The sequence below is a fragment of the Gallibacterium salpingitidis genome, assembly GCF_030517105.1.
GTDB lineage: Bacteria > Pseudomonadota > Gammaproteobacteria > Enterobacterales > Pasteurellaceae > Gallibacterium > Gallibacterium salpingitidis.
The window spans coordinates 679,819-703,739 of record NZ_CP103875.1; the positions used below are offsets into that span (position 1 = coordinate 679,819).

At 38.7% G+C, this 23,921-nt stretch carries 24 protein-coding genes; 10 read left to right on the forward strand and 14 right to left on the reverse strand.

Annotated elements, in window-relative coordinates; genetic code table 11:
• Positions 1–39: 39 nt before the first annotated feature.
• The 8 genes from NYR30_RS03275 to yjgA all read right to left on the reverse strand — a co-directional run bounded on the left by NYR30_RS03275 (position 40) and on the right by yjgA (position 7,529).
• The gene (locus tag NYR30_RS03275) at positions 40–657 is read right to left on the reverse strand and encodes a YfgM family protein (RefSeq protein ID WP_066109077.1); all 618 of its coding nucleotides are present in this window, start codon (positions 655–657) and stop codon (positions 40–42) included.
• 11 nt (positions 658–668) lie between these two features.
• On the reverse strand, positions 669–1,952 hold the full coding sequence (gene hisS, locus NYR30_RS03280; protein WP_066113212.1) for a histidine--tRNA ligase: 1,284 nt from the start codon (positions 1,950–1,952) through the stop codon (positions 669–671).
• Between the two features lie 27 nt (positions 1,953–1,979).
• Complete coding sequence (gene ispG / locus NYR30_RS03285; RefSeq protein ID WP_066109069.1) at positions 1,980–3,095, reverse strand: flavodoxin-dependent (E)-4-hydroxy-3-methylbut-2-enyl-diphosphate synthase; 1,116 nt, start codon at positions 3,093–3,095, stop codon at positions 1,980–1,982.
• A gap of 30 nt (positions 3,096–3,125) precedes the next feature.
• Entirely contained in the window at positions 3,126–4,220 is a 1,095-nt protein-coding gene (locus NYR30_RS03290; protein WP_302501866.1) for a RodZ domain-containing protein, read from the reverse strand.
• An 83-nt stretch (positions 4,221–4,303) separates the two neighbouring features.
• Positions 4,304–4,864, reverse strand: coding sequence for a type IV pilus biogenesis/stability protein PilW (gene pilW / locus NYR30_RS03295; protein WP_066109066.1), 561 nt, complete (start codon positions 4,862–4,864; stop codon positions 4,304–4,306).
• A 27-nt stretch (positions 4,865–4,891) separates the two neighbouring features.
• The gene (gene rlmN, locus NYR30_RS03300; RefSeq protein WP_066113213.1) at positions 4,892–6,013 is read right to left on the reverse strand and encodes a dual-specificity RNA methyltransferase RlmN; all 1,122 of its coding nucleotides are present in this window, start codon (positions 6,011–6,013) and stop codon (positions 4,892–4,894) included.
• A gap of 238 nt (positions 6,014–6,251) precedes the next feature.
• Positions 6,252–6,881 (reverse strand): superoxide dismutase [Mn], encoded by a 630-nt coding sequence (sodA, locus tag NYR30_RS03305; RefSeq protein WP_066109060.1) that lies wholly within the window; start codon positions 6,879–6,881, stop codon positions 6,252–6,254.
• Positions 6,882–6,998: 117 nt separating this feature from the next.
• A complete protein-coding gene (gene yjgA, locus NYR30_RS03310; RefSeq protein ID WP_066113215.1) occupies positions 6,999–7,529 on the reverse strand; it encodes a ribosome biogenesis factor YjgA in 531 nt (176 codons plus the stop codon).
• A gap of 114 nt (positions 7,530–7,643) precedes the next feature.
• Between yjgA and pmbA the strand changes: the two genes are divergently transcribed.
• From pmbA to tilS, 5 genes are all read left to right on the forward strand, one after another.
• On the forward strand, positions 7,644–8,993 hold the full coding sequence (gene pmbA / locus NYR30_RS03315) for a metalloprotease PmbA (RefSeq protein WP_066113217.1): 1,350 nt from the start codon (positions 7,644–7,646) through the stop codon (positions 8,991–8,993).
• 265 nt (positions 8,994–9,258) lie between these two features.
• On the forward strand, positions 9,259–10,203 hold the full coding sequence (locus NYR30_RS03320) for a bile acid:sodium symporter family protein (protein ID WP_066109051.1): 945 nt from the start codon (positions 9,259–9,261) through the stop codon (positions 10,201–10,203).
• Between the two features lie 86 nt (positions 10,204–10,289).
• Entirely contained in the window at positions 10,290–11,243 is a 954-nt protein-coding gene (gene accA / locus NYR30_RS03325; RefSeq protein WP_066109048.1) for an acetyl-CoA carboxylase carboxyl transferase subunit alpha, read from the forward strand.
• 12 nt (positions 11,244–11,255) lie between these two features.
• Positions 11,256–12,119 carry a pyridoxal kinase PdxY gene (gene pdxY, locus NYR30_RS03330; protein WP_302501872.1) on the forward strand — a complete coding sequence of 288 codons (864 nt, stop codon included), beginning with the start codon at positions 11,256–11,258 and terminating at the stop codon, positions 12,117–12,119.
• 4 nt (positions 12,120–12,123) lie between these two features.
• Positions 12,124–13,419 carry a tRNA lysidine(34) synthetase TilS gene (gene tilS / locus NYR30_RS03335; protein WP_066113252.1) on the forward strand — a complete coding sequence of 432 codons (1,296 nt, stop codon included), beginning with the start codon at positions 12,124–12,126 and terminating at the stop codon, positions 13,417–13,419.
• 6 nt (positions 13,420–13,425) lie between these two features.
• On the opposite strand, the gene purN is transcribed toward tilS, so the two are convergent.
• On the reverse strand, positions 13,426–14,076 hold the full coding sequence (gene purN / locus NYR30_RS03340; protein ID WP_066113219.1) for a phosphoribosylglycinamide formyltransferase: 651 nt from the start codon (positions 14,074–14,076) through the stop codon (positions 13,426–13,428).
• The gene (gene purM / locus NYR30_RS03345; protein WP_066109037.1) at positions 14,076–15,116 is read right to left on the reverse strand and encodes a phosphoribosylformylglycinamidine cyclo-ligase; all 1,041 of its coding nucleotides are present in this window, start codon (positions 15,114–15,116) and stop codon (positions 14,076–14,078) included. Before purM ends, purN begins: the two co-directional genes overlap by 1 nt.
• A gap of 206 nt (positions 15,117–15,322) precedes the next feature.
• Between purM and upp the strand changes: the two genes are divergently transcribed.
• From upp to hda, 3 genes are all read left to right on the forward strand, one after another.
• A complete protein-coding gene (gene upp, locus NYR30_RS03350) occupies positions 15,323–15,949 on the forward strand; it encodes a uracil phosphoribosyltransferase (protein ID WP_066109034.1) in 627 nt (208 codons plus the stop codon).
• 53 nt (positions 15,950–16,002) lie between these two features.
• Positions 16,003–17,259, forward strand: coding sequence for a uracil-xanthine permease family protein (locus NYR30_RS03355; RefSeq protein ID WP_066422042.1), 1,257 nt, complete (start codon positions 16,003–16,005; stop codon positions 17,257–17,259).
• 100 nt (positions 17,260–17,359) lie between these two features.
• A complete protein-coding gene (hda, locus tag NYR30_RS03360) occupies positions 17,360–18,055 on the forward strand; it encodes a DnaA inactivator Hda (protein WP_066109028.1) in 696 nt (231 codons plus the stop codon).
• A 1-nt stretch (position 18,056) separates the two neighbouring features.
• On the opposite strand, the gene NYR30_RS03365 is transcribed toward hda, so the two are convergent.
• Entirely contained in the window at positions 18,057–18,365 is a 309-nt protein-coding gene (locus tag NYR30_RS03365; RefSeq protein WP_066109026.1) for a DUF5377 family protein, read from the reverse strand.
• Positions 18,366–18,477: 112 nt separating this feature from the next.
• On the opposite strand from NYR30_RS03365, the gene NYR30_RS03370 reads away from it, so the two are divergent.
• Positions 18,478–19,539: an AI-2E family transporter gene (locus NYR30_RS03370; protein ID WP_066109023.1), complete on the forward strand. Its 1,062-nt coding sequence runs from the start codon at positions 18,478–18,480 to the stop codon at positions 19,537–19,539.
• A 10-nt stretch (positions 19,540–19,549) separates the two neighbouring features.
• On the opposite strand, the gene mreD is transcribed toward NYR30_RS03370, so the two are convergent.
• From mreD to NYR30_RS03385, 3 genes are all read right to left on the reverse strand, one after another.
• Positions 19,550–20,038, reverse strand: coding sequence for a rod shape-determining protein MreD (mreD, locus tag NYR30_RS03375; protein ID WP_302501874.1), 489 nt, complete (start codon positions 20,036–20,038; stop codon positions 19,550–19,552).
• Position 20,039: 1 nt separating this feature from the next.
• Complete coding sequence (mreC, locus tag NYR30_RS03380) at positions 20,040–21,038, reverse strand: rod shape-determining protein MreC (RefSeq protein WP_302501875.1); 999 nt, start codon at positions 21,036–21,038, stop codon at positions 20,040–20,042.
• A gap of 65 nt (positions 21,039–21,103) precedes the next feature.
• Positions 21,104–22,156, reverse strand: a complete 1,053-nt coding sequence (locus tag NYR30_RS03385; protein WP_156536746.1) for a rod shape-determining protein — start codon at positions 22,154–22,156, stop codon at positions 21,104–21,106.
• 241 nt (positions 22,157–22,397) lie between these two features.
• Here NYR30_RS03385 and NYR30_RS03390 point away from each other — a divergent pair.
• A protein-coding gene (locus NYR30_RS03390; RefSeq protein WP_302500362.1) for an IS1182 family transposase occupies positions 22,398–23,827 on the forward strand; the annotation gives its coding sequence in 2 pieces (ribosomal slippage) (positions 22,398–22,959 and positions 22,959–23,827; 1,431 coding nt in all).
• The last annotated feature ends 94 nt before the right edge of the window (positions 23,828–23,921 follow it).

The following is a 23,921-nucleotide window of genomic DNA, read 5'->3' on the forward strand; positions in this document are numbered from 1 at the left end:
TCTTTAAGCAAATAAAGAGGGGAATTTAGCAATAAAGAATTAAAGATTATTTAATTGAACTTGTAGCCATTGAGCTTCTAACGGATTAGCAGTAGTTAATGCGGTTTCAAACGCTTTTTTCGCTTCCTCTTTTTTACCCATAGCGTAGTAAATTTCGCCCATTAACATTGATTTACGACCTTGCCACGCTTGTTCAGAAACTTTATTCAAAGTCGCTAAAGCGGCATCAAATTGCTTTAATTGCGTTTGTACATTCGCCAAACGTAATGAAATCAATGACGATAAAGCGGCGTCTTTGGTATTACCCAATGCTTCTGTTAATGTAGCAGCGGCTTTTTCCCATTGTTTTGCATCGACTAAACTTTTTGCTTTATCTAGTAACAAGAAAGTCGCATAAACATTATCAGGGTTTTCTTTAATAAATTGCGTTAATTGCGGATTATCCGCAGTTGGATTAGCTTCAGTTGCTGCCAAAATTTGACTAAAGTTTGCTGAAGATTGGTGTACCTTACTAAGTTGGTAGCTTTGCCAATAACGCCAGCCAAATACACCAGCAATTGCCAAAATCACTGCCAGAATAATCACCTTACCGTTTTCTTTCCACCACTGCTTAATTTCTTCTATTTGTAGTTGTTCATCACTTGTTGTATAAGCCACAATTTCTCTCCTTAATGAGATTGATAGAATGGAGTTAAATAGTTAATTATCTCGCTCATTGGTAAGGTTACTTGTTCTGCACCACTGAGAAGATCTTTGATGACGACTTGTTGTTGAGCAACTTCATCTTCGCCAAGGATAATAGCAAATTTTGCACCAGATTTATCAGCGCGCTTAAATTGCTTTTTGAAATTACCGCCGCTGCAATGTAATAACACTTTTGTTTGCGGCAATTGATCACGAATTTGTGTTGCGACTTGTAACGCCGGTAATGTAGTGTTATCGCCCTGATGGACAATATAAATATCCACATTTGGATTGATTGGTAAATCGGCGACCACTTCTTGAATTAATAGTACTAAACGTTCTAAGCCCATCGCAAAACCGACTGCTGGTGTAGCGTGTCCGCCAAGTTGCTCTACTAAACCATCATAACGACCGCCGCCACAAACGGTACCTTGCGCACCTAACGCACTGGTTACCCATTCAAATACGGTTTTGTTGTAATAGTCTAAGCCACGCACCAATTTTTGGTTGATTTCATACTTGATGCCATATTGATCAAGAATACTGCATAGGGTTTCGAAGTGCTGACGTGAATCATCATCTAAATAGTCGTGTAATTTTGGTGCATCGTTTAACACTTCTTGTACTTTCGCATCTTTGCTGTCAAGAATTCGTAATGGATTGGTGGTTAAACGGCGTTTACTATCTTCATCAAGAAGCTCGAAATGTCCTTGTAAATAATCGACTAACGCAGCGCGGTAGTTCTTACGTGCTTCTAATGAACCGATAGAGTTGAGTTGTAGTTGTACGTGATCCGCAATGCCAAGATCTTGCCAAAGTTTTGCGGTCATAATAATTAATTCAGCATCAATTAATGGATTGGCAATACCAAAAACTTCTACCCCAAATTGATGGAATTGACGATAGCGACCTTTTTGTGGGCGTTCATAGCGGAACATTGGCCCGATATACCATAGACGTTGTTCTTGGTTATAGAGCAAACCATGTTCGATACCTGCGCGGACGCAACCAGCGGTTCCTTCTGGGCGCAAAGTTAAACTTTCTTCATCACGATCATTGAAAGTAAACATTTCTTTTTCAACCACATCGGTGACTTCACCGATAGCACGTGCAAAAAGTGGAGTAGATTCAACAATCGGCATACGAATTTCGCTATAACCGTAACTGTTTAAACGGTGTTTAACTTTATTTTCCACCCATTGCCAGAGCGGTGTATCACTCGGCAGATAATCATTCATTCCACGAATTGCTTGAATTGTTTTTGCCACGTTAATTTCCTATTTAAATTACTTAAGTTAAATTTGTTCTACTTTAATTTGATTTTTCGGATCTAAAGCACTGACACGTGCGCGAATTTGTGCTTCTAGTTGATCGATTAACTGATCATTATCAAAACGTTCTTTTTGGCGTTCGCCAGCTAAATAAAAGCCGCTTTTCTTATTACCGCCAGCAACGCCAAGATCGGATACTAAAGCCTCGCCCGGCCCATTTACCACACAGCCGATAATTGAAACATCTAACGGCATCGTAATATCTTCTAAGCGTTGTTCTAATGCATTAACTGTACCGATTACGTCAAATTCTTGACGCGAACAAGTTGGGCAAGCGATAAAGTTAATTCCACGAGAACGGATACGTAATGATTTAAGAATATCAAAACCGACTTTAATTTCTTCTACTGGATCAGCAGCGAGCGAAACGCGTAAAGTATCACCAATTCCCTCTGCAAGCAACATACCTAAACCGATAGCGCTTTTTACCGCACCGGATCTTGCGCCGCCAGCTTCGGTAATACCTAAATGCAATGGCTGTTTAATTTGTTTTGCTAATAAGCGGTAAGATTCTACGGCAAGAAAGACATCGGAAGCTTTTACGCTCACTTTGAATTGATCAAAGTTTAAACGGTCGAGAATATCGACATGACGTAAAGCGGATTCTAATAATGCTTCTGGTGTAGGTTCACCATATTTTTCTTGTAAATCTCGCTCTAAAGAACCGGCATTTACGCCGATACGAATTGGAATATTTTTATCTCTGGCACAATCGACAACGGCACGAATACGATCTTCACGTCCGATATTACCCGGATTAATACGTAAGCAATCGACGCCATATTCAGCGACTTTCAACGCAATACGGTAGTCGAAATGGATATCGGCAACAAGCGGTATATTGACTTGTTGCTTGATCAATTTAAAAGCTTCTGCTGCATCCATTGTTGGTACAGAAACGCGCACAATATCAGCGCCAACACGCTCCAATGCTTTGATTTGTGCGACGGTTGCTTCGACATCGGTAGTCCGAGTATTGGTCATTGATTGTACGGCGATAGGCGCACCATCGCCAATCGGCACATTACCAACATAAATGCGAGTTGATTTTCTACGTTGAATAGGTGATTGTTTTAACATAGCTTAAATTCTTATTTTGATTGATTTCATTTATTGTTGTGCTGGTAGTGTTAATTTAGCAACACGACCATCAATTTTTAGTGGAACATCTTGTCCTTGATAAGTAATTTTTACATTTTGTGGTGCGCCAATAATTAGTGAGTATGGCGGTTCACCTGTTAAATCAAGAATTTCACCTTGACGGTATTCACGTTCCGCTAAAGTTTTACGATTAACATCTTTTACACTTAGCCAGCAGCTTTCACCGGTAATTTCAATTTTTAAATTGTTTGGAATAACATCAGTTGCAGCTGGGGCATTTTGGTTTGGTGTCGTTGTTGCCGCAGTAGCTGATGTTGCTGTGCCATCAATTTTATTCATTTCGGTAGTTAATGCTTCGGTAGAAGTGTTCGGATAAGTAATGTTGCTATCATTACTTTTCGTGGTGTCTGTTGGTGCGGCTGCTTGTGGCGCAGCATTATTATCGCTAGTAATTTGTTCTACTACGGCGTTATTTTGTTGTTCCGCGGTAGCATCGGCAGTCGATTGTGCTGAATTGTTAGCGTTATTAGTCGCATCTGGAGCGGTTAAAGTATCAGTAGCCGGAGCTGGCTGATTATTCGCTGCAGTTTCAGTTGTTTTGTGCTCTTCAACAAAAGTTTCCCTTTCGCTGTTAGAACGTTGATGATCTTGCCACCACCATAATACGGTCATGCCAATAATTACAATCAGTACAATCCAACTTAGTGGACGTAGCCAATGGTGGTGAGATACGTAACGATTCACTGAATTTTTAGTGCGATGATTTTTATTTAAATCATTTTTTACTTCTTCGCCAAATACAGTTTGTGTTTGGATTAATTCCGCAGGTAGTTTGAGAAATTTTAAATAACTGCGAAGATAGCCGCGCGCAAAGGTTGCCGGGATATGTGGAATAGTAAATTCGTTATTTTCAAATTGTGTTAATACCGCTGTTTTAAGATTCGTTTTTTCTGCGACTTCTTCAATGGTTAGCCCTAATTTTTCACGAGCTTGGCGTAATTGCTGTCCTAAATTTACGCTATTAGAGAGTTGTTCTTGAACCATAATAAAAGTTAATTGTAGTTGAATAGGATAATATCTTGAGTGATGGCAATAATCTGCCATCAGTTACTCGTTAAACGTTGGGCTATTATACAGGAATGAATAACAAGAGTGGAACACTTACAAGAGATTCACTGCAATTCTTATTAATTTTTTATCCGTTGTTGCAACGCTTCTGCCTTTTCGGGTGCATATTTTTTTAGCTGCATAAGCCCAGTATTTACTTTCTGCTGATCATTGGCGAGATAGGCACAAATCACAATATTTTCGTAGGTATCAGCGAAATGATAGTAGGCTTTACTGGCTAAGGCTTTGTCGAAAAATTGGAAAGCTTGCTCAAATTGACGTTGATTACAGAGATAAGTGGCGTAGTTGTTTAAGACGTCGCCATTGTCTGGCACTAATTGTAGTGCTTTTTGGTAATAGTGATCTGCTTGTTGGTTTTGTGCAGTGTGTTGATAAAAATATGCTAAACCAAGATAGGGTAAATAGTCATTTGGTGTGTGTTGTAGAGCTTTATCTAAATTCGCTTTGGCAAGTGCTAAATTACCTTGAGCTAGATAAGCAAGACCTAATTCTACTCGAGTTTTTGCTGCCGCTGCGTTACCGCTGGTCGGTTGTTTGGTAGGTGAGGAGCTACAAGAAAAAAGAGAGAGTAGTGAGAAAAATATGATGGCTAATTTAGATAAAGAAGAGATTGATAACATATTTTCCTCACTTATTTTGTTTTAAGTTTAAGATTGATTAATAGCAATTGCCTTACCAAAGGCACGTTTTTGTGCAGTACGTTTTGTACGGTCAATTACATCGCCCGCTAATTGTCCGCAAGCCGCATCAATATCATCACCACGTGTTTTGCGCACGATCACTGTAAAACCATACTCCATTAAGGTCTTTTGGAAGCGATCGATTCTTGAATTAGAACTTTTGTTGTACGGCGCTTCCGGGAACGGATTCCATGGAATTAAATTGATTTTACAAGGGGTATTTTTTAATACTTTCGCTAATTGATGTGCGTGCTCAATTTCATCATTAACATGATCAAGCATCACATATTCAATGGTGACTTTACCATGGTTGGCATTGGAGATTTTTAAATAGCGATTAACAGAATCAATTAAGGTCTGAATATTATATTTTTTGTTTAGTGGTACGATTTCATCACGTAATTGATCGTTTGGCGCGTGTAGAGAAATTGCTAATGCAACGTCGATCATCTCGCCTAATTTATCTAATGCCGGTACGACGCCGGAAGTGGAAAGCGTTACGCGACGTTTAGATAAACCATAACCAAAATCATCGAGCATAATTTCCATTGCCGGAACTACATTGCTGACATTCAATAAGGGTTCGCCCATTCCCATCATTACTACGTTAGTAATTGGGCGAACATTAGTTTCGCCAAAAGTTCCTAATACTTTAGAAGCACGCCATACCTGTCCAATAATTTCAGAAACAGTCAAATTGCGGTTGAAACCTTGTTGAGCGGTAGAGCAGAATGTACAAGCTAATGCACAGCCAACTTGTGACGATACACAAAGTGTTGCTCGATCCGCTTCCGGAATATAAACACTTTCAATTTGTTGGTCACCAACTTGCATAGCCCATTTGATAGTGCCGTCAGAAGAACGTTGTTCTACGGCGATTTCTGGTGCTTTAATTTCGGCAACTTGTTTTAATTTTTCACGTAACACTTTGTTAATGTTGGTCATATTGTCGAAATTATCTTCTCCGTAGTGATAAATCCATTTCATAATTTGATCAGCGCGGAAAGGTTTTTCGCCAAGTGTTGCTAAAAAGTTGCGCATATCTTGACGTGTTAAATTTAATAAATTGGTCTTTTCAGTTGTTGACATAAATAAATCGCCTCGTTATTACACATTATGGCTGGAGTGTGCTTAATGTAGTGATTATAAAAAGCACGAATTTTACTGATTTGTGGTGCGTTATGCTAGTAAATTTATTGGGTTATTTGTTGGTTGTAAGCAGAATTTTGTGCAGTAGATCGACAAAATAACAAATATTGCAAAATTAGCTGCTGTTGTAAGCATAAAAAAAGCCGCTTTAGTGCGGCTTTCTGGCAAACAAGCTAAATTATTTTGCTAAATGATCTTCATAACGTTTAGCTACGAAATCCCAGTTTACGACATTCCAGAATTCTTTGATGTAGTCTGGACGACGGTTTTGGAATTTTAAGTAATAAGCGTGTTCCCAAACATCAAGACCTACAAGTGGGAAGCCTTCGCAACCAGCAACTTCTTTACCCATTAATGGGTTGTCTTGGTTAGCGGTAGAAACAACTGCTAATTTACCATCTTTCACGATTAACCATGCCCAACCAGAACCAAAACGGGTTGCAGCAGCTTTTTCAAATTCCGCTTTGAATGCGTCAACAGAACCAAAATCACGTTCAATCGCTTCTTTTAATTTACCTTGTAAAGTAGTACCTTTTTTCAATGATTTCCAGAAAAGAGAGTGGTTGAAGTGACCACCAGCGTTGTTACGTAATGCAGTAAATTTTTCTGCTGGTACTTTATCTAAGTTAGAAGAAAGTTGGCCTGGGCACATATCTTGTAATTCTTGTGATAAACCCTCTAATGCAGCATTTGCATTATTCACATAAGCTTGGTGGTGTTTGCTATGGTGGATTTCCATAGTTAACGCATCAAAATGTGGTTCTAAAGCGTCATAAGCGTAACCTAATTCAGGTAATTTGAAAGCCATAATTTCATCCTCTGTTGTTAAAAAATGTTAATAAACGGTGTCATATAAGTACCGAAAACGGCCAAAATCTTAACAAATTTTTTGAAAGAAAACACCTTTATTTTTGATAACAAAAACCTATACATCCAAAATATGTTCTTTAAGGTATTGATAAATCTCACGATATGCTTTTGGTGGAGTATTGTTTTCCTTTTCTTTTAGCGCATTACGAATTAATGCACGTAATTTTTGGCGTTCCAATGTTGGATACTCATTAAGCAATTCGGTAATAGTTTCATCACCATTGCTTAATAAAGCTTCACGATAAGCTTCAATTTTGTGTAATAAAATTTGTTGCTGATTATGCTTATTTTCAATTTTATCCAATGCAGCTTGAATGGGTTCAACATCACGTTGCCGTAATAATTTGCCAATATATTGAATTTGACGGCGATAACTTTCACGAGAAAGACGTCTGGCCAATTGAATTGCGTCGGCGAGTTGATCATCTAATGGAATTTGATTTAACGAACTTTCTGGTAAATCAACGATTTTTTGTCCGAGCTGTTTTAACATTTCGGCATCACGTTTAATCTCACTTTTACTCACCCAAATGATCTCTTCATCATCTTCTTCTTGCCACTCTAACTCTTTATTTTTATGTCGCATTTCCGTTTTCCTATTGGTAATAATGTGAAATATGGCGCTACATTCTAGCAGAAGATCTGTGATTTTTTATATAATCCTTTTCCATTGATAAAAAAGTGCGAAAGAGAGAAGAAGATGACGCAACAAAAACAACAAGATTTTCTACAACAGCAACAGCATCTTTGTAATGCGGTCGATTACGCTTTATCACTAGCGGCTCAAGCCGGCGCAGCTGCGGAAGTAAGTATCACGAAAGTAACAGGTTTGAGTGTTTCTACCCGTTTAAAAGAGATTGAAAATTTAGAATTTAATAATGATGGTGCATTAGGGATTTCTGTTTATGTAGGGAATAAAAAGGGCAATGCTTCGACTTCGGATTTAAGCAATGAGGCGATTAAACGTACAGTAGAATCAGCATTATCTATTGCGAAATATACTTCGGAAGATGATTGTACAGGTTTGGCACCAAAAGAGTTAATGGCATTTAATCCGCCAGATTTACAGCTTTATCATCCAACTGATATTTCGGTTGATCGTGCGGTGGAACTGGCATTATCTGCGGAAACAGCAGCGTTAGATTATGATGCTAAAATTGTTAATAGTGAGGGAGCTAGCTTTAATTCAAGTGAAGGCATTCGCGTTTATGGCAATACTTATGGGGTGTTGAATAGCTATTTATCGTCACGTTATTCGCTTTCTTGTAGTGTGATTGCTGAACAAAATCAGGCATTAGAGCGCGATTATGAATATACCATTTCTAGAAATTTTGCTGATCTTCAATCTGCATTATGGGTTGGAGAAAATTGTGCGAAAAAGACATTAGCACGTTTAAATCCGCAGAAATTAAGCACATTACAAGTGCCGGTGATCTTTTTGAATGATGTGGCAACCGGTATTATCGGGCATTTAGCTTCGGCGATTAGTGGTGGATCTTTATACCGTAAATCTTCATTTTTATTAGATCAATTAGGGCAACAAGTTTTACCATCTTGGTTCCAAATTAGTGAAAGACCGCACTTATTAGGACAATTAGCTTCAACACCATTTGATAGTGAAGGCGTAATGACACGCGATCAGGAAATTATTACGGATGGCGTGTTACAAACTTATCTATTGACTTCATATAGCGCCAGAAAATTGGGTATGCAGACAACAGGACACGCTGGCGGTATTCATAATTGGTTGGTGAAACCGAATTGTGCTGGTGGTTTGGCTGCCTTACTAAAACAGATGGGAACGGGGTTATTGGTTACTGAATTGATGGGACAAGGTGTTAATTTGGTAACAGGAGATTATTCGCGTGGTGCTGCAGGATTTTGGGTGGAAAATGGTGAAATTCAATTTCCAGTAGCAGAAATTACTATCGCAGGCAGTTTGCCGGAGATGTTAAAACAGATTATTGCGGTAACGGATGATGTAGAAGAGCGTTCAAATATTCGTACTGGTTCTATTTTAATTGAAAATATGAAAGTGTCTGGTGAATAATTTTATAAATGAGAATAATTCTTATTGACATTAAAAAATAATCTGCTACTATTCAACACAGGTCGGCATAGAGTGAGTGTGCAGTCCGAGTAGTAGTAGAGTAGAAAGTAAATTTGTAGTAGTGAAAAGGCGAGGAAGGGATTCCCCGCCTTTTCTTTTTTCTAAAAAAAAGTGATAAATCGATTGAAAATTTTCAATAAAGCGGTAAATTCTTAGAGCTTTTACTAATTAAATAATAATTTAGCAGTATCTAAGGATAAAAATTATGCAAACATTACAAAAAATCAGCCAGTTTGCTGGCAAAACTTTTTCAATCTGGGTATTACTTTTTGCCTTCCTAGCTTATCAATTTCCAAGTTTTTTCGCCGGGTTTGTTGCTTATGTGCCTTATTTATTGGGAATTGTGATGTTTGGTATGGGAATTACCTTAACAGTACAAGACTTCAGTGAAGTAGTAAAACATCCAAAAGCTGTTTTTATTGGTGTGGTAGCACAATTTGTGGTGATGCCGGGCATTGCTTATGCATTAGCAAAAGGTTTTAATTTACCGCCTGATTTAGCTGTTGGTGTGATTTTAGTGGGCGCGTGCCCAGGCGGTACTTCATCTAACGTGATGACTTATTTAGCGAAAGGAAATACGGCGTTATCTGTAGCTTGTACTTCTGTTTCCACTTTATTAGCACCATTCTTAACTCCAGCGGTATTCTATGTATTAGCGAGTCAATGGTTGGATATTGATGCTTATGCAATGTTTATTTCTGTATTGAAGATTGTGTTATTCCCAGTTTTCTTAGGTGTTCTTGCTAGAACATTATTAACGAAACAAATGGTGAAATTAGGCACTTGTACCCCATTAGTTTCAGTTATTGCAATCGTGTTGATTTTGGCTGCAGTAGTAGCAGTCAGCAAAGATAAAATTATTGAATCTGGTTTATTTATCTTCTTTGTCGTGGTGTTACATAACGGTTTAGGTTATTTGCTTGGTTTCTTAGTAGCGAAACTCTTTAAGTTGAATTTAGCAGATAGCAAAGCGATTGCGATTGAAGTAGGAATGCAAAATTCTGGTTTGGGTGCTGCATTGGCAACGGCTTATTTTAATCCGATTGCTGCAGTACCAAGCGCGGTGTTTAGTTTTTGGCACAATATTTCAGGGCCGATTTTGGCAACGCTTTTTGCTTCAATGAATAGTAAAGAAGAGTTACGAAAATAGAAAAACACTGCAATTCAGTAAAAAAAAGCATAGAATAAGCGGCATTATTTTGTCGCTTATTTCATTAACAAATAAAAAGGAACAATATGAATCAAGATTTTTTAGATTTTGAATTACCGATTGCCGAACTTGAGGCAAAAATTGACTCACTACGCGCGGTATCTGGGCAAGATGATAAAATCAATCTTGACGAAGAAATTGCTCGTTTAAAGAAGAAAAGTGAAGAATTAACGAGAAAAACTTTTGCAGATTTAACGGCTTGGCAAGTTTCTCAAATGGCACGTCATCCACAACGTCCTTATACATTAGATTATATTGAACATATTTTTACTGAATTTGAAGAGTTGGCAGGTGATCGTGCTTTTGCTGATGATAAAGCGATTGTAGGTGGTATTGCACGTTTAGATGGTCGTCCAGTGATGGTAATCGGTCATCAAAAAGGGCGTTCAGTAAAAGAAAAAGTAAAACGTAACTTTGGTATGCCAGCGCCGGAAGGCTATCGTAAAGCGTTACGTTTAATGCAAATGGCAGAGCGTTTTAAGATGCCAATTATTACTTTTATTGATACACCGGGAGCTTATCCGGGTGTTGGTGCAGAAGAGCGCGGACAATCAGAAGCGATTGCGCGTAATTTACGGGAAATGTCGATGTTAAAAGTGCCAATTATTTGTACCGTAATTGGTGAAGGTGGTTCCGGTGGTGCGTTGGCGATTGGCGTCGGTGATAAAGTGAATATGCTGCAATATAGTACCTATTCTGTTATTTCTCCGGAAGGTTGTGCTTCTATTTTGTGGAAAAAAGCGGATAAAGCTTCAACTGCTGCTGAGGTAATGGGATTAACAGCGGATCGTTTGAAAAAATTATCATTAATTGACAGCATTGTTGAAGAGCCACTTGGCGGTGCACACCGTAATCTTGAACAAATGGCAGAAAATTTAAAAGCACAAATTAAAACTGATTTAGAAGAGTTGGCATTATTAGGTCACGAAGAGCTTCTAGATCGCCGTTATCAAAGATTGATGAGTTACGGTTATTGTTAGTAGGAAATTGTAATGAAGAATGTTTTATCAATACAATCTCATGTCGTATATGGTTATGCGGGAAATAAAGCGGCAGTATTGCCGATGCACTTATTAGGTGTAGATGCTTGGGCATTAAATACGGTGCAGTTTTCTAACCATACCCAATATCAACGTTGGAAAGGCATGGTGATTCCAAAAGAACAGATTGCTGAAATCACGCAAGGGATTGCGGATATTGGCGCGTTGTCAGAATGTGATGCAGTGTTATCAGGTTATATTGGTGCGGCGGAGCAAGGACAAGAAATTTTAAATACAGTAAATGCAGTCAAAAAAGCCAATCCAAATGCGATCTATTTTTGTGATCCAGTGATGGGGCATCCGGATAAAGGCTGTGTAGTGGCGCCTGGTGTTGCAGAATTTTTAGTCAGTGATGCAATGAGCCAAGCTGATATTATTGCGCCAAATTTGGTGGAGTTGCGTGAGTTAAGCGGTTTAACGGTAGAAAACTTTAGCCAAGCATTAGCAGCGATAGAAGCGATTTTGGCGAAAGGGCCAAAGACAGTGTTGGTGAAACATTTAAGTAAAGTGGGACAAGATCCAAATAAATTTGAAATGGTGTTAGCTACCCAGCAAGGAATGTGGCATATTAGCCGTCCGTTGCATGAGTTTGTTGGTCGCGATCCTGTCGGTGTTGGCGATATGACCAGTGCAATTTTCTTAGCTAATCTATTGAATGGAAAATCAGAGATTGAGGCTTTTGAGCATACAGCAAATGCGGTTAATGATGTGATGACTGTAACTAAAGAGTCGCAAAAATATGAATTACAAATCATTCCAGCGCGGAATTATATTGTAAATCCAATTAGCCAATATAAAGCGGTAAAAATTGCTTAATCATATGTGTTCATTGATTGATGAATTAATTAAACAAATTAACGAAAACGCCTTGCAGAACAAGGCGTTTTTAATTGGTTTCAGTGGTGGTGTAGATTCAACAGCATTATTGCACCTGTTTGTTGAGTTACGCCAACGTTATGATTTTCCACTACGAGCTATTCATATTCATCATGGACTAAGTGTTAATGCTGATCATTGGCTAGAACATTGCCAGCAATTTTGTGCACAATTTAAGATTCCTTTTATTGCCCAAAAAGTGCAATTAGCGTCATCAGCAAATATTGAAGCGGAAGCACGAAAAGCGCGTTATCAAGCTATTCAAGCAGAATTACAAGCGAATGAAATATTGGTTACGGCTCATCATTTAGATGATCAATGCGAAACTTTTCTGTTAGCGCTAAAACGTGGTAGTGGCGTGAAAGGGTTATCGGCAATGCCAGCACAAACACAATTATTTTCACTGCCGATTTTTCGCCCTCTGTTAAGGATTACCCGATCTCAATTAGAGCAATATATTACTGAACATCAATTAGTGACCATTTTCGATGAAAGTAATGATGATACGAGATATGAACGTAATTTCTTACGCAATGAAGTGTTGCCATTATTAAGAGCACGTTGGCATAGTATTGATCAAGCGATCGTTCGTTCTGCTCAATTATGTGCGGAACAGCAACAATTATTAGAAGAGCTATTACAACCGATTTTGTTACAACATTTGTCCGCTAATGGTTGTTTTCATCTGCAGCAGTTTGCTGATTATTCGAGAGAAAAACAAAAACAATTATTGCGGTTATGGTTAGCGCATTGGCAGCAACCAATGCCGACACAAAAACAGTTGCAAGTTTTGTTGGATGAAGTGGTGGCAGCAGAACAAGATCGCCAACCAGAATTACAGCTTAATAATCGAATGGTACGTCGCTTTCAGGAGCAGCTATATTTAACACCGATCTATCAATCATTACAGCAACAGATATTGCCATTAGCGATTGGGCAAACTTTATTATTACCTGATGGTTTAGGTGAAATTAGCTGTGAACAATCTGATCAAGGTTTGCTATTGAGTTGGCAGCAACATCAATTCGTTGTGCTACCACCAGTGAATTTTCAACAGATGACTATTCGTTTTCATTATTCAAAGAGAGTAAAAATTGCTCCGCAAGCAAAACATACTGACATCAAAAAAGTTTGGCAAAAATTAAAAGTGCCAACGTGGCAGAGAACACGTATCCCGTTACTCTTTATTGATGAACATTTTTATGGGGCTATCGGCTATTTTAAGAATTATGCAGAATAACTTGCATTATTCTGCATCTGCTAAGGTTTTAATAATCGGTGTTGTTAATGGTTGGTTATCGAAATAGGCTTGATCGCGAAATACTAAGCGTTGTTCAACAAACCAATTAATAATTTGCGGATAGTAGTATTGTTCGTAATGCTTCACTCGAGTCGATAAATTCTCTTCCGTATCTTCTGGTAAGATTGGTAACTTGAATTGAAAGACTAACTGTCCTCCATCCATTTCTTCATTGACAAAATGCACACTAAAACCATGCTCTGTATCTTTATTTTCTAAAGCACGTTGATAAGTATGTAAACCAGGATATTTTGGCAATAAAGATGGGTGAGTATTTAATATCTTACCAGTAAAACGTTGTGTAAATTCAGCGGTAAGAATCTTCATATAACCGGCTAAGACAATTAAATCAACTTGATATTCAGCCAGTAAATCACCAATGGCTTGATCCATTTGTTGGTTGTCAGCAAAATTTTTACGCACAAAAACGTGGGTAGGAATATTAGCTTTTGCTGCACGTTGTAAGCCATAGGCGCTGGCTTTATTGCTAATCACTGTAACAATATCAGCATTGAGCTGACCAGCGTTACAAGCGTCAATAATCGCTTGTAACGTTTGTCCTTCACCAGAAATTAAAACAGCAACTCTTTTTTTCATTAGCGAATCACAACTTGTTGAGTTTCTTGTGGTTCAAGGTGTTCAATTTGTCCAATCACCCACGCTTTTTCACCAGTTTGCGCTAATAAAGCTAGAGCAGTTTCAACATCTTCTTGTGGTAAAGCAATCACCATACCAACACCACAGTTGAAAGTACGATACATTTCATAAGTATCAACATTACCGTTTTCTTGTAACCAACGGAATACTGATGGCCATTGCCAGCTTTTCTCATTGATGACTGCACGTACATGATCAGGTAATACACGAGGAATATTTTCCCAGAAACCACCACCAGTTAAATGTGCAATAGCGTGTACATCAACGTGTTTAATTAACTGAAGGATAGATTTCACATAAATTTTAGTTGGAGCAAGTAAATGATCAGCTAATGGTTTTCCATCGAGTAATGTTTCTGCTGGTGAAACTTTTGCAAGCTCAATGATTTTGCGGATTAATGAATAGCCATTAGAGTGTGGGCCAGAAGAGGCTAAAGCAATTAATGCGTCACCAACACGTACTGCGCTACCATCAATGATTTCATTTTTTTCCACAACACCAACACAGAAACCGGCAAGGTCATAATCGTTAGCGTGATACATACCCGGCATTTCTGCTGTTTCACCGCCAATCAATGCACAACCAGATTGTTCACAACCGTCAGCAATCCCTTTGATTACATCGCTTGCAACGTCAACATCAAGTTTGCCAGTAGCATAATAATCAAGGAAAAACAGTGGTTCAGCACCTTGTACAATTAAGTCATTAACGCACATAGCCACTAAGTCAATACCAATGGTGTCATGCTTATGAAGATCAATCGCTAAACGAAGTTTTGTGCCTACGCCATCAGTACCGGAAACCAAAATTGGTTCTTTATATTTGGTCGGAATTGCACATAACGCACCAAAACCGCCTAATCCGCCAATCACTTCGGCGCGGCGAGTACGTTTTACATGAGGTTTAATTCGATCAACTAATTCATTGCCTGCATTAATATCAACGCCAGCGTCTTTATAACTTAATGTTTGTTTGTCCACATTTGCTCCTTAGGTGGGTTGACAACTATCATCGGGCGCAGATTGTACACGATTAAGCAATCGTTTGCGATATAGATCACTCATAAATGCAAGAAATATTTTGCGATAGATTAGGTTATTTGCAGATTTTTGGTAGTGAGTATGGCTATTTGCGAATTGGTAGTTTAAAATCGTGCGATTTTTTTGAATTTTGAGAGGGCAACAAAATGAAAATCGTTGAAGTAAAACATCCGCTTGTAAAACATAAACTTGGTTTAATGAGAGCGGCTGATGTTAGCACAAAACATTTCCGCGAATTAGCGACAGAAGTTGGTAGCTTATTGACTTATGAAGCAACCGCTGATTTGGAAACGGAAGTCATAACGATTGATGGTTGGTGCGGACCGGTACAAGTTGAACGTATTAAAGGGAAAAAAGTGACTGTTGTGCCAATTTTACGTGCCGGTTTGGGAATGATGGAAGGCGTATTAGAACATATTCCAAGCGCTAGAATTAGTGTAGTGGGAATGTATCGTAATGAAGAAACCTTAGAACCAGTACCTTATTTCCAAAAATTAGCGCCAGATATGGAAGAGCGTTTAGCGATTATTGTTGATCCAATGTTAGCGACTGGTGGCTCAATGATTGCAACAATTGACTTGTTGAAAAAAGCACAATGTCCAAGAATTAAAGTATTGGTATTAGTGGCAGCGCCAGAAGGTATTAAAGCGTTACAGAATGCACATCCTGATGTAGAGCTTTATACAGCATCAATTGATGATCATCTGAATGAGAATGGTTATATCATTCCAGGTTTAGGTGATGCAGGTGACAAGATATTTGGTACTAAATAAAGTCCAAATATCTTTTTTTTTAGTTAATTTATCCAGAGAGGTGAAACTAATTTATGAGTTCAGAAACTCAACCAGTTATTGTAGAAAGTAAAGCAAAACAAGCATTTGTTGGTTTACAAATGCTGTTTGTGGCGTTTGGTGCTTTAGTTTTAGTGCCATTAATTACTGGATTAGACAGTAATACTGCTTTGTTAACGGCAGGGGTCGGAACGTTATTATTCCAACTATGTACGAAGCGCCAAGTGCCAATCTTCTTAGCATCTTCTTTTGCCTTTATTGCACCAATTCAATACGGTATTGCTACTTGGGGTTTACCAGTAACTTTAGGTGGATTGGTTTGTGCCGGTTTAGTCTATGTGGCATTAAGTGCATTAGTGAAATTGAAAGGTGTTGAAGCGTTACAACGTGTATTTCCACCGATTGTAGTTGGTCCGGTAATCATTATTATCGGGATGGGACTAGCACCAGTTGCCGTTGATATGGCACTTGGGAAAAATAGTAATTATAGCTACGATCAAGCGCTTATCGTATCAATGATTACATTATTGACGACTTTAGGTGTTGCTGTATTCGCCAAAGGAATGATGAAATTAATTCCAATTATGTTTGGTATTGCAGCTGGCTATATTGTTTGCGCTTTTATGGGGTTGATTAACTTACAACCTGTTTATGATGCACCTTGGTTTAGTGTCCCTACGATTACAACACCAGAGTTTAAACTAGAAGCAATCTTGTATTTATTACCAATTGCGATTGCACCTGCAGTAGAACACGTTGGTGGTATTATGGCAATTAGTTCTGTAACAGGAAAAAACTTCTTACAAAAACCGGGCTTACACCGTACTTTGCTTGGTGATGGAATCGCAACATCTGTGGCTTCTTTTTTAGGTGGTCCACCAAATACAACTTATGCAGAAGTGACTGGCGCAGTGATGCTAACTCGTAACTTTAATCCAACGATTATGACTTGGGCAGCCGTTTGGGCGATTGCAATTTCATTCTGTGGCAAGGTTGGCGCCTTTTTATCGACAATTCCAACCATCGTAATGGGTGGTATTATGATGTTGGTATTTGGTTCAATTGCAGTAGTTGGAATGAGTACCTTAATTCGTGGTAAAGTGGATGTCACAGAATCACGTAATCTTTGTATTATTTCGGTAGTGATGACCTTTGGTATCGGCGGTATGTTTGTTAATTTTGGTGAAGTTTCATTAAAAGGTATCAGCCTTTGCGCTATTGTGGCGATTTTATTGAATCTAGTTTTACCAAAAGAAGCTAAGAAAGCAGAAGAAACTGAAGTATCACAATAGTTGCTGAAAAAATCGGAAAACATCAGGTGGAAAACTTGCTCAACCTGATGTTTTTCTTTATTCTTATAACCAATTTTTTCTTTGCTCATTAGGTAGTTTTTTGCAGCATCAATATATTTTACCCATTCACGAATTTGATCCTGAAACATTTGAGAATTTTGATGCACAGCATAATCAAGTGCTATGTAGTTCTTTATTTGAAAATTTTGCTCATTTGCATCAACCATTTTTCTATCTATGGGGAACAAAGAGTAGCGGTAAAACCCACATCTTAAAAGCAGCAAATAATCTATTTTTACAGCAAGAACGGGCTTCTATCTATATTCCATTAACTAAAACCAATTATTTTTCACCAGAAATTTTGGAATCATTGGAAGAGTTGGATTTAGTTTGTTTAGATGATCTTAACGCGGTTGCGGGTAATCAAGAGTGGGAAGTGGCGATTTTTGATCTATTTAATCGGATTAAAGAGAGCGGTCATACGCTATTACTGATTAGTGCAAATGCACCAGCGCAACAACTCGCGATTCAATTACCAGATTTACGTTCTCGCTTAAGTTGGGGAGAAAGTTATCAGTTAGCAGAATTATCTGATGATAAAAAAGCAGCTGTGTTGCAACAAGCTGCTCGTAAACGAGGGTTGGAATTACCTGATGAAGTGGCGAAATTCCTATTAAATCGTTTAGATCGCGATTTAACTTACCTCTTTTCTATTTTAGACAAATTAGATAAAGCCTCTTTACAAGCGCAGCGAAAATTAACCATTCCGTTTGTGAAAGAGCAGCTTCATCTGTGATTTAGGCTAATTGGCTTTGTAATTGTCCAATTTTGACACCTAATAAGCCCAATGAAACGGGATCTAATGACTCACCTAAAAATTTAAATAGGCTCTCTAAATCAGCAAATTCTTGTGTAAATTCAATATGATTTTCGACTTTACGGGTAAATTGATAATGTAATGATTGCTTTGTATAAATAGCATCTAATTGAATAGAAACAGTTTCAAATAAATGATTTCTTGCGCCTTCTTCACCGGGATCGCTTTGACGAATCACCCAACTATTTTGATACAGCGGATAGGTTTGAATTTCAGTTGTGTTGTTCATTATTATTTCCTTGATATTACTAGTGAAAAGGTGCGCATAGTATAGATTTAGTCTTTATTCAAGTAAATAACTTGCTTATAATCTAAGAGCTTTTGATGCAAGGAGTTTTGATATGTTAGCCGTTTTTAAAGAGTGGTATAAACGTCGTTTTAGTGATCCACAAGCCGTAGGATTATTTAGTTTAATTTTAATTGTTTTTGCAGTTTTTTATTTCTTTAGTGATCTTTTTACACCATTATTGATTGCGATTGTATTGGCTTATTTATTAGAACTCCCAATTCAATACCTTTCCACTAAATTTCGATTTCCACATATATTGGCATTAATTGTCGTTTTAGGTGGCTTTATCGCAATGGTCTTTTTTATCCTATTAGTGATGGTGCCAACATTGTGGAATCAAACGGTAAATCTCTTGAAAGATTTACCAACAATGAGTAATCAACTACATCAATGGGTATTATCATTACCGGAGAATTATCCAGAATATGTCGATTATGCGATGATTGATACGATTTTTAATAGTGTGCGTGAGAAGATTCTCGGCGTTGGTGAGTCTGCATTACGTTATTCATTAGTTTCTATTGTCAGTGTAGTCACCATCGGTATTTATGCCTTTTTAGTGCCGTTGATGGTGTTTTTCCTTATCAAAGATAAAGATTATTTAATCGCTGGAGTTACTCGATTTTTGCCGCAAAATCGCCAATTGGTAAACCAAGTTTGGGATGAAATGAAACAACAAATTGCGAATTATATTCGTGGTAAAGTGGCAGAAATTGTGGTGATGACTGTAGTCAGTTACGTTACCTTTTTGTTGTTTGGTTTAAATTATTCACTGTTATTAGCGGTCGCTATTGGTTTGTCAGTGTTAGTGCCTTATGTGGGCGCAGTATTGGTAACCATTCCACTAGCATTAGTTGCATTATTCCAATTTGGTTGGTCTGCAACATTTGGCTATTTAATGTTGGTTTATACTATTACACAAATCCTTGATGGCAATTTATTAGTGCCTCTATTGTTTTCTGAAGCAGTAAATTTGCATCCTTTAGTTATTATTGTGTCAGTGATTTTCTTTGGTGGTTTGTGGGGATTCTGGGGTGTATTTTTTGCTATTCCATTAGCCACATTAGTAAAAGCGATTATTAGTGCATTACCGCCAATTAATGTGGCTGAATAATTTAATTTGCTTAGCGTAATGATAGTTTACGGCGCAATCCACGCAAAATAAGGAACAGCCATGGCCATAACACGCCGCTTAAAATTGAGCCGGCAATTTCTTGTGAATTGAAAATGGCGCTATGCAAAAAGAGTTCTAGTAAGAAGATCGCGATGCGAATAATAAATACGCAGAGAATTACCAATAGGCTTTGCTGCCATAAAGAGAGATTGCGTAGAATCATTGAATTGACTGCAATTAAATAAGCGAATACAGAAAGAATTAACGCATGAATTCCTAAAATAGAACCGAGTACTAAATCCCAAACTAATCCGGTCAAAAAGGCCATCCCAATATTAATGCGTCCAGGAATTGCCATTACCCAATATAAAAGCACTAAGATCAGCCACGCTGGACGATAACCAGAAAAATCTGCCGGCCAAGGCATAATTTCAAAGACTAAAGCGATAATAAAAGTGACGGCAATCATCAGCCATTGGAATACTACATTTGGTCTCATACTATTCTTCTTCTACTTTTTCTTTAGTTGGTAATGGCTTATCCAAGTTATCAGCAGGTAATGCACTATTTCCTTCTGCTGGTGACTCTGTTGATGGTGCAGCTTGTTGTGATGACAAACGTTGTTTCACCACCTCTTTAATTTGTGCTGGCGAATTACTGTTTAAGCGTTTCATATCTTCATTAGTTGGCCAAAGCAGCAACAAATAGCGTAATCTTTCTAATGAAGCGAGTGGTTTAGCAATAACGGTAGCAAAATAGTTGTTACCTTCACGAGAAACAGATTCCACAATCGCGACTGGATAACCTTCAGGGAAACGCCGACCTAAACCAGAAGTAACTAAGAGGTCGCCTTTTTCAATATCAGCAGAGCGAGAAACATTATCGAGTACTAGTTCATCTGGACGCCCTGTCCCACTAGCAATGACGCGGATATCTGAACGTAATACTTGTAATGGAATAGAATGAGTAACGTCAGAAATTAATAACACGCGACTGGTATTGTGGCCAACAGAGATAATTTGCCCAACGACACCTTTTTCATCAATCACTGGTTGGCCAACATAAGCGCCATCTTTTTCACCTTGATTGATCACCACTTGTTGGCGATAAGGATCGGTTTCAGCGGTTAAAACTTCCGCAATTTTCTTATATTCATCATGACGTAACGGTGAATTTAACAACAAGCGTAAACGTTGATTTTCTACTTTGAGTTGATCAAGTAGAAGTAAATCAGCATTTTTTTCTAACAATTGATCTTTTAAAACTTTATTCTCAATTTGTAGGGTACTGGTATCCACTAAATTATCAGATACACCATCTAACACTGAACGTGGTGTATTAGCGAGGTAATAGATCCAACTGACAGTTGTTTCTAACATACTTCGGATCTGTAATAAATTGCGTGTTTGTCCGTCGGAAAACATTAAGATTACCGATACGAATACTGCAAATATTAGTCTAACGCCGAGAGAGGGAGATTTTGTGAATATTGGTTTCATACCATCAAATTACAAAATAAAGCAGCTTGAGGACAAGCTGCTCTAATTGAGTTCAAGATCAAAGATTACTCATCACTAAAAATATCGCCGCCAAGCATATCGATCATTTCTAATGCTTCACCGCCACCGCGAGCAACACAAGTTAGTGGATCATCGGCAACAATAACCGGTACACCTGATTCTCTAGAAAGTAGAATATCAATATTCTTCATTAAGGCACCGCCGCCAGTTAGTACCATACCGCGTTCAAAAATATCCGCAGCAAGTTCTGGTGGACATTGTTCTAGTGCAGTGCGTACAGCACGCACGATACCATCAAGCGGTTGTTGGATAGCTTCTAAAACATCACGTGTATTTAAAGTAAATGTTCTTGGCGCGCCTTCTGCAAGATTATGTCCATGCACTTCCATTTCTAAAATTTCATCACCTTCTTCGATATAAGCGCTTGCTAATTCTTTCTTAATTCTTTCAGCAGTAGTTTCACCAATAGAAGAACCGAAAGTGCGACGCACATAAGCAATAATGGCTTCATCAAAACGGTCACCACCGATACGCACAGAAGAGGAGTACACTACGCCGTTTAATGAGATAACAGCAACTTCAGTTGTACCACCACCGATATCGATCACCATAGAACCGGTTGCTTCTGATACTGGTAATTTTGCACCAATTGCTGCTGCCATTGGTTCTTCGATCAAGTGAACTTCGCGTGCACCAGCACCGTAAGCAGATTCTTTAATTGCACGACGTTCAACTTGTGTTGCACCTGCAGGAACACAAACTAATACACGAGGGCTAGGACGCATAAAATTATTGCGATGTACTTGTTTGATAAAATATTGCAACATTTTTTCTGTCACAAAAAAGTCAGCAATTACACCGTCTTTCATTGGACGAATTGCACTGATACTTTTCGGTGTTCTACCTAGCATTAATTTTGCTTCACGACCCACTGCCGCGATACTTTTGAGTGAGCCAACACGATCTTGACGAATGGCAACGACTGAAGGTTCATCAAGTACGATGCCTTGACCTTTAACATAAATAAGGGTGTTAGCAGTCCCTAAATCGATAGAAAGGTCATTAGAAAATAAACCACGAATTTTTTTAAACATAATCTTCCGCTTAAATGTGTGAGTAAAACTGGACTGTTTTTACAGTGAAAAAATTGGGTGTAAATTTACCAAAAAATCAGGCTTTTTAACAGGGAGAAAGCAGGATTTTTTTTCGTAAAAAAATAAATGATGACTACAAATGATAAGAAAGGGAGAAATTGCTTTCTCCCCAGACTGCTGACAAACCTCTAGACATACCTCTAGAGGTTTGATCTAATAGGCATATCGAAAAAAGGAAATGCCTATGCTCAAAAATACTGCCTCACCCCAATATGAAATCGAGATGATAAGTCTCGAACAACTCGTACCGAAAGACCACCTTGTCCGTAAAGTCGCTAAAGCTATCGATTTTGAATTCATTCGTGATGAAGTGGCGCATCTCTATTGCCATGACAACGGTCGCCCCGCAGTTGACCCAGTTCGTTTGTTCAAGATAATGTTACTCGGCTATCTTTTCGGTATTAAAAGCGAACGCCAGTTGGTGAAAGAGATTGAAGTCAACGTCGCTTACCGTTGGTTTTTGGGGATGAGCCTCACGGAAAAAGTGATAGATGCCAGTACCTTAAGCCAAAACCGTCTTCGCCGTTTTAATGGTACGGATGTATTTGAGCGTATTTTTACCCACATTGTTTGGCAAGCGATGGAAAAAGGCTTGGTGGGAGGTAAATATCTGTTTACTGACAGCACCCACTTGAAAGCCAGTGCCAATAAAAACAAAAAGCATAATGAAAAGCGAGCAGTTCGAGTGAGCCAATATATCGCTATGCTCAACGAAGATGTGGCAAAAGAGAGGGAAGCAAAAGGAAAAAGCCGTTAAAGGCGAGTGAGAAAGCCGTCGAAGTCAAAGACACCAACGTGAGCAATACCGACCCTGAAAGTGGGTATATGCACCGAGATAACAAGCCCAAAGGCTTCTTCTATCTCGACCACCGCACAGTCGATGGTAAATACGGGATTATTGTAGATACCTTTGCGACGGCAGGGAATGTCAATGACAGCCAACCCTATATTGCTCGTCTTGATGCCACCACAGAACGCTTTCGGTTCAAGCCCAAAGCGGTCGGGCTTGATGCAGGCTATTTTACCGCCCCTGTTGCCGAGAGTCTTGCCCGACGAGGCATTATTGGTGTATTTGGCTATCGTCGTCCCACCAAAGGCAAGAACCGCTTACGAAAAAGTGCGTTCCGCTATGATGTCGAAACTGACAGCTACACTTGCCCCGCAGGGCAATCGCTCCGCTATAGCACCACCACCCGAGAAGGTTATCACACTTACAAATCCAACCCGACCTATTGCCAAACTTGCCCACTACGTTCACAGTGTACCCAAAACCAAAAAGCCGAACGCCTCATCACCAGGCATATTTACCAAGATGCTGTGGACAACGCCAATGCAGTGAGAATATCGAGGCAGGGCAGAAAACTCTATAAACGTCGAGCAGAAACCGTAGAGCGCAGCTTTGCGGATGCAAAACAACATCATGGACATCGCTATGCCCGTTATAGAGGGCTATCCAAAGTGCAAATGCAATGCTTCCTTGCGGCAATGGCACAAAATATCAAGAAAATTGCCCTGGTGGTATGGGCTATTTTGTCTTATTTATGGCGCCAATTTTGCTTGTTTGAGGCATGGGTAAAAAAATCAGCGAAAATGACCACTTGCCCAATTATCTGAAAGGAAAAGCAAGAGAAAAGCGACAAAGTAAAAAAACAAACCCACTTTTACCAAATGATTTTGGAAAGGTGGGTTTGTCAGCGGTCTGGGGAGA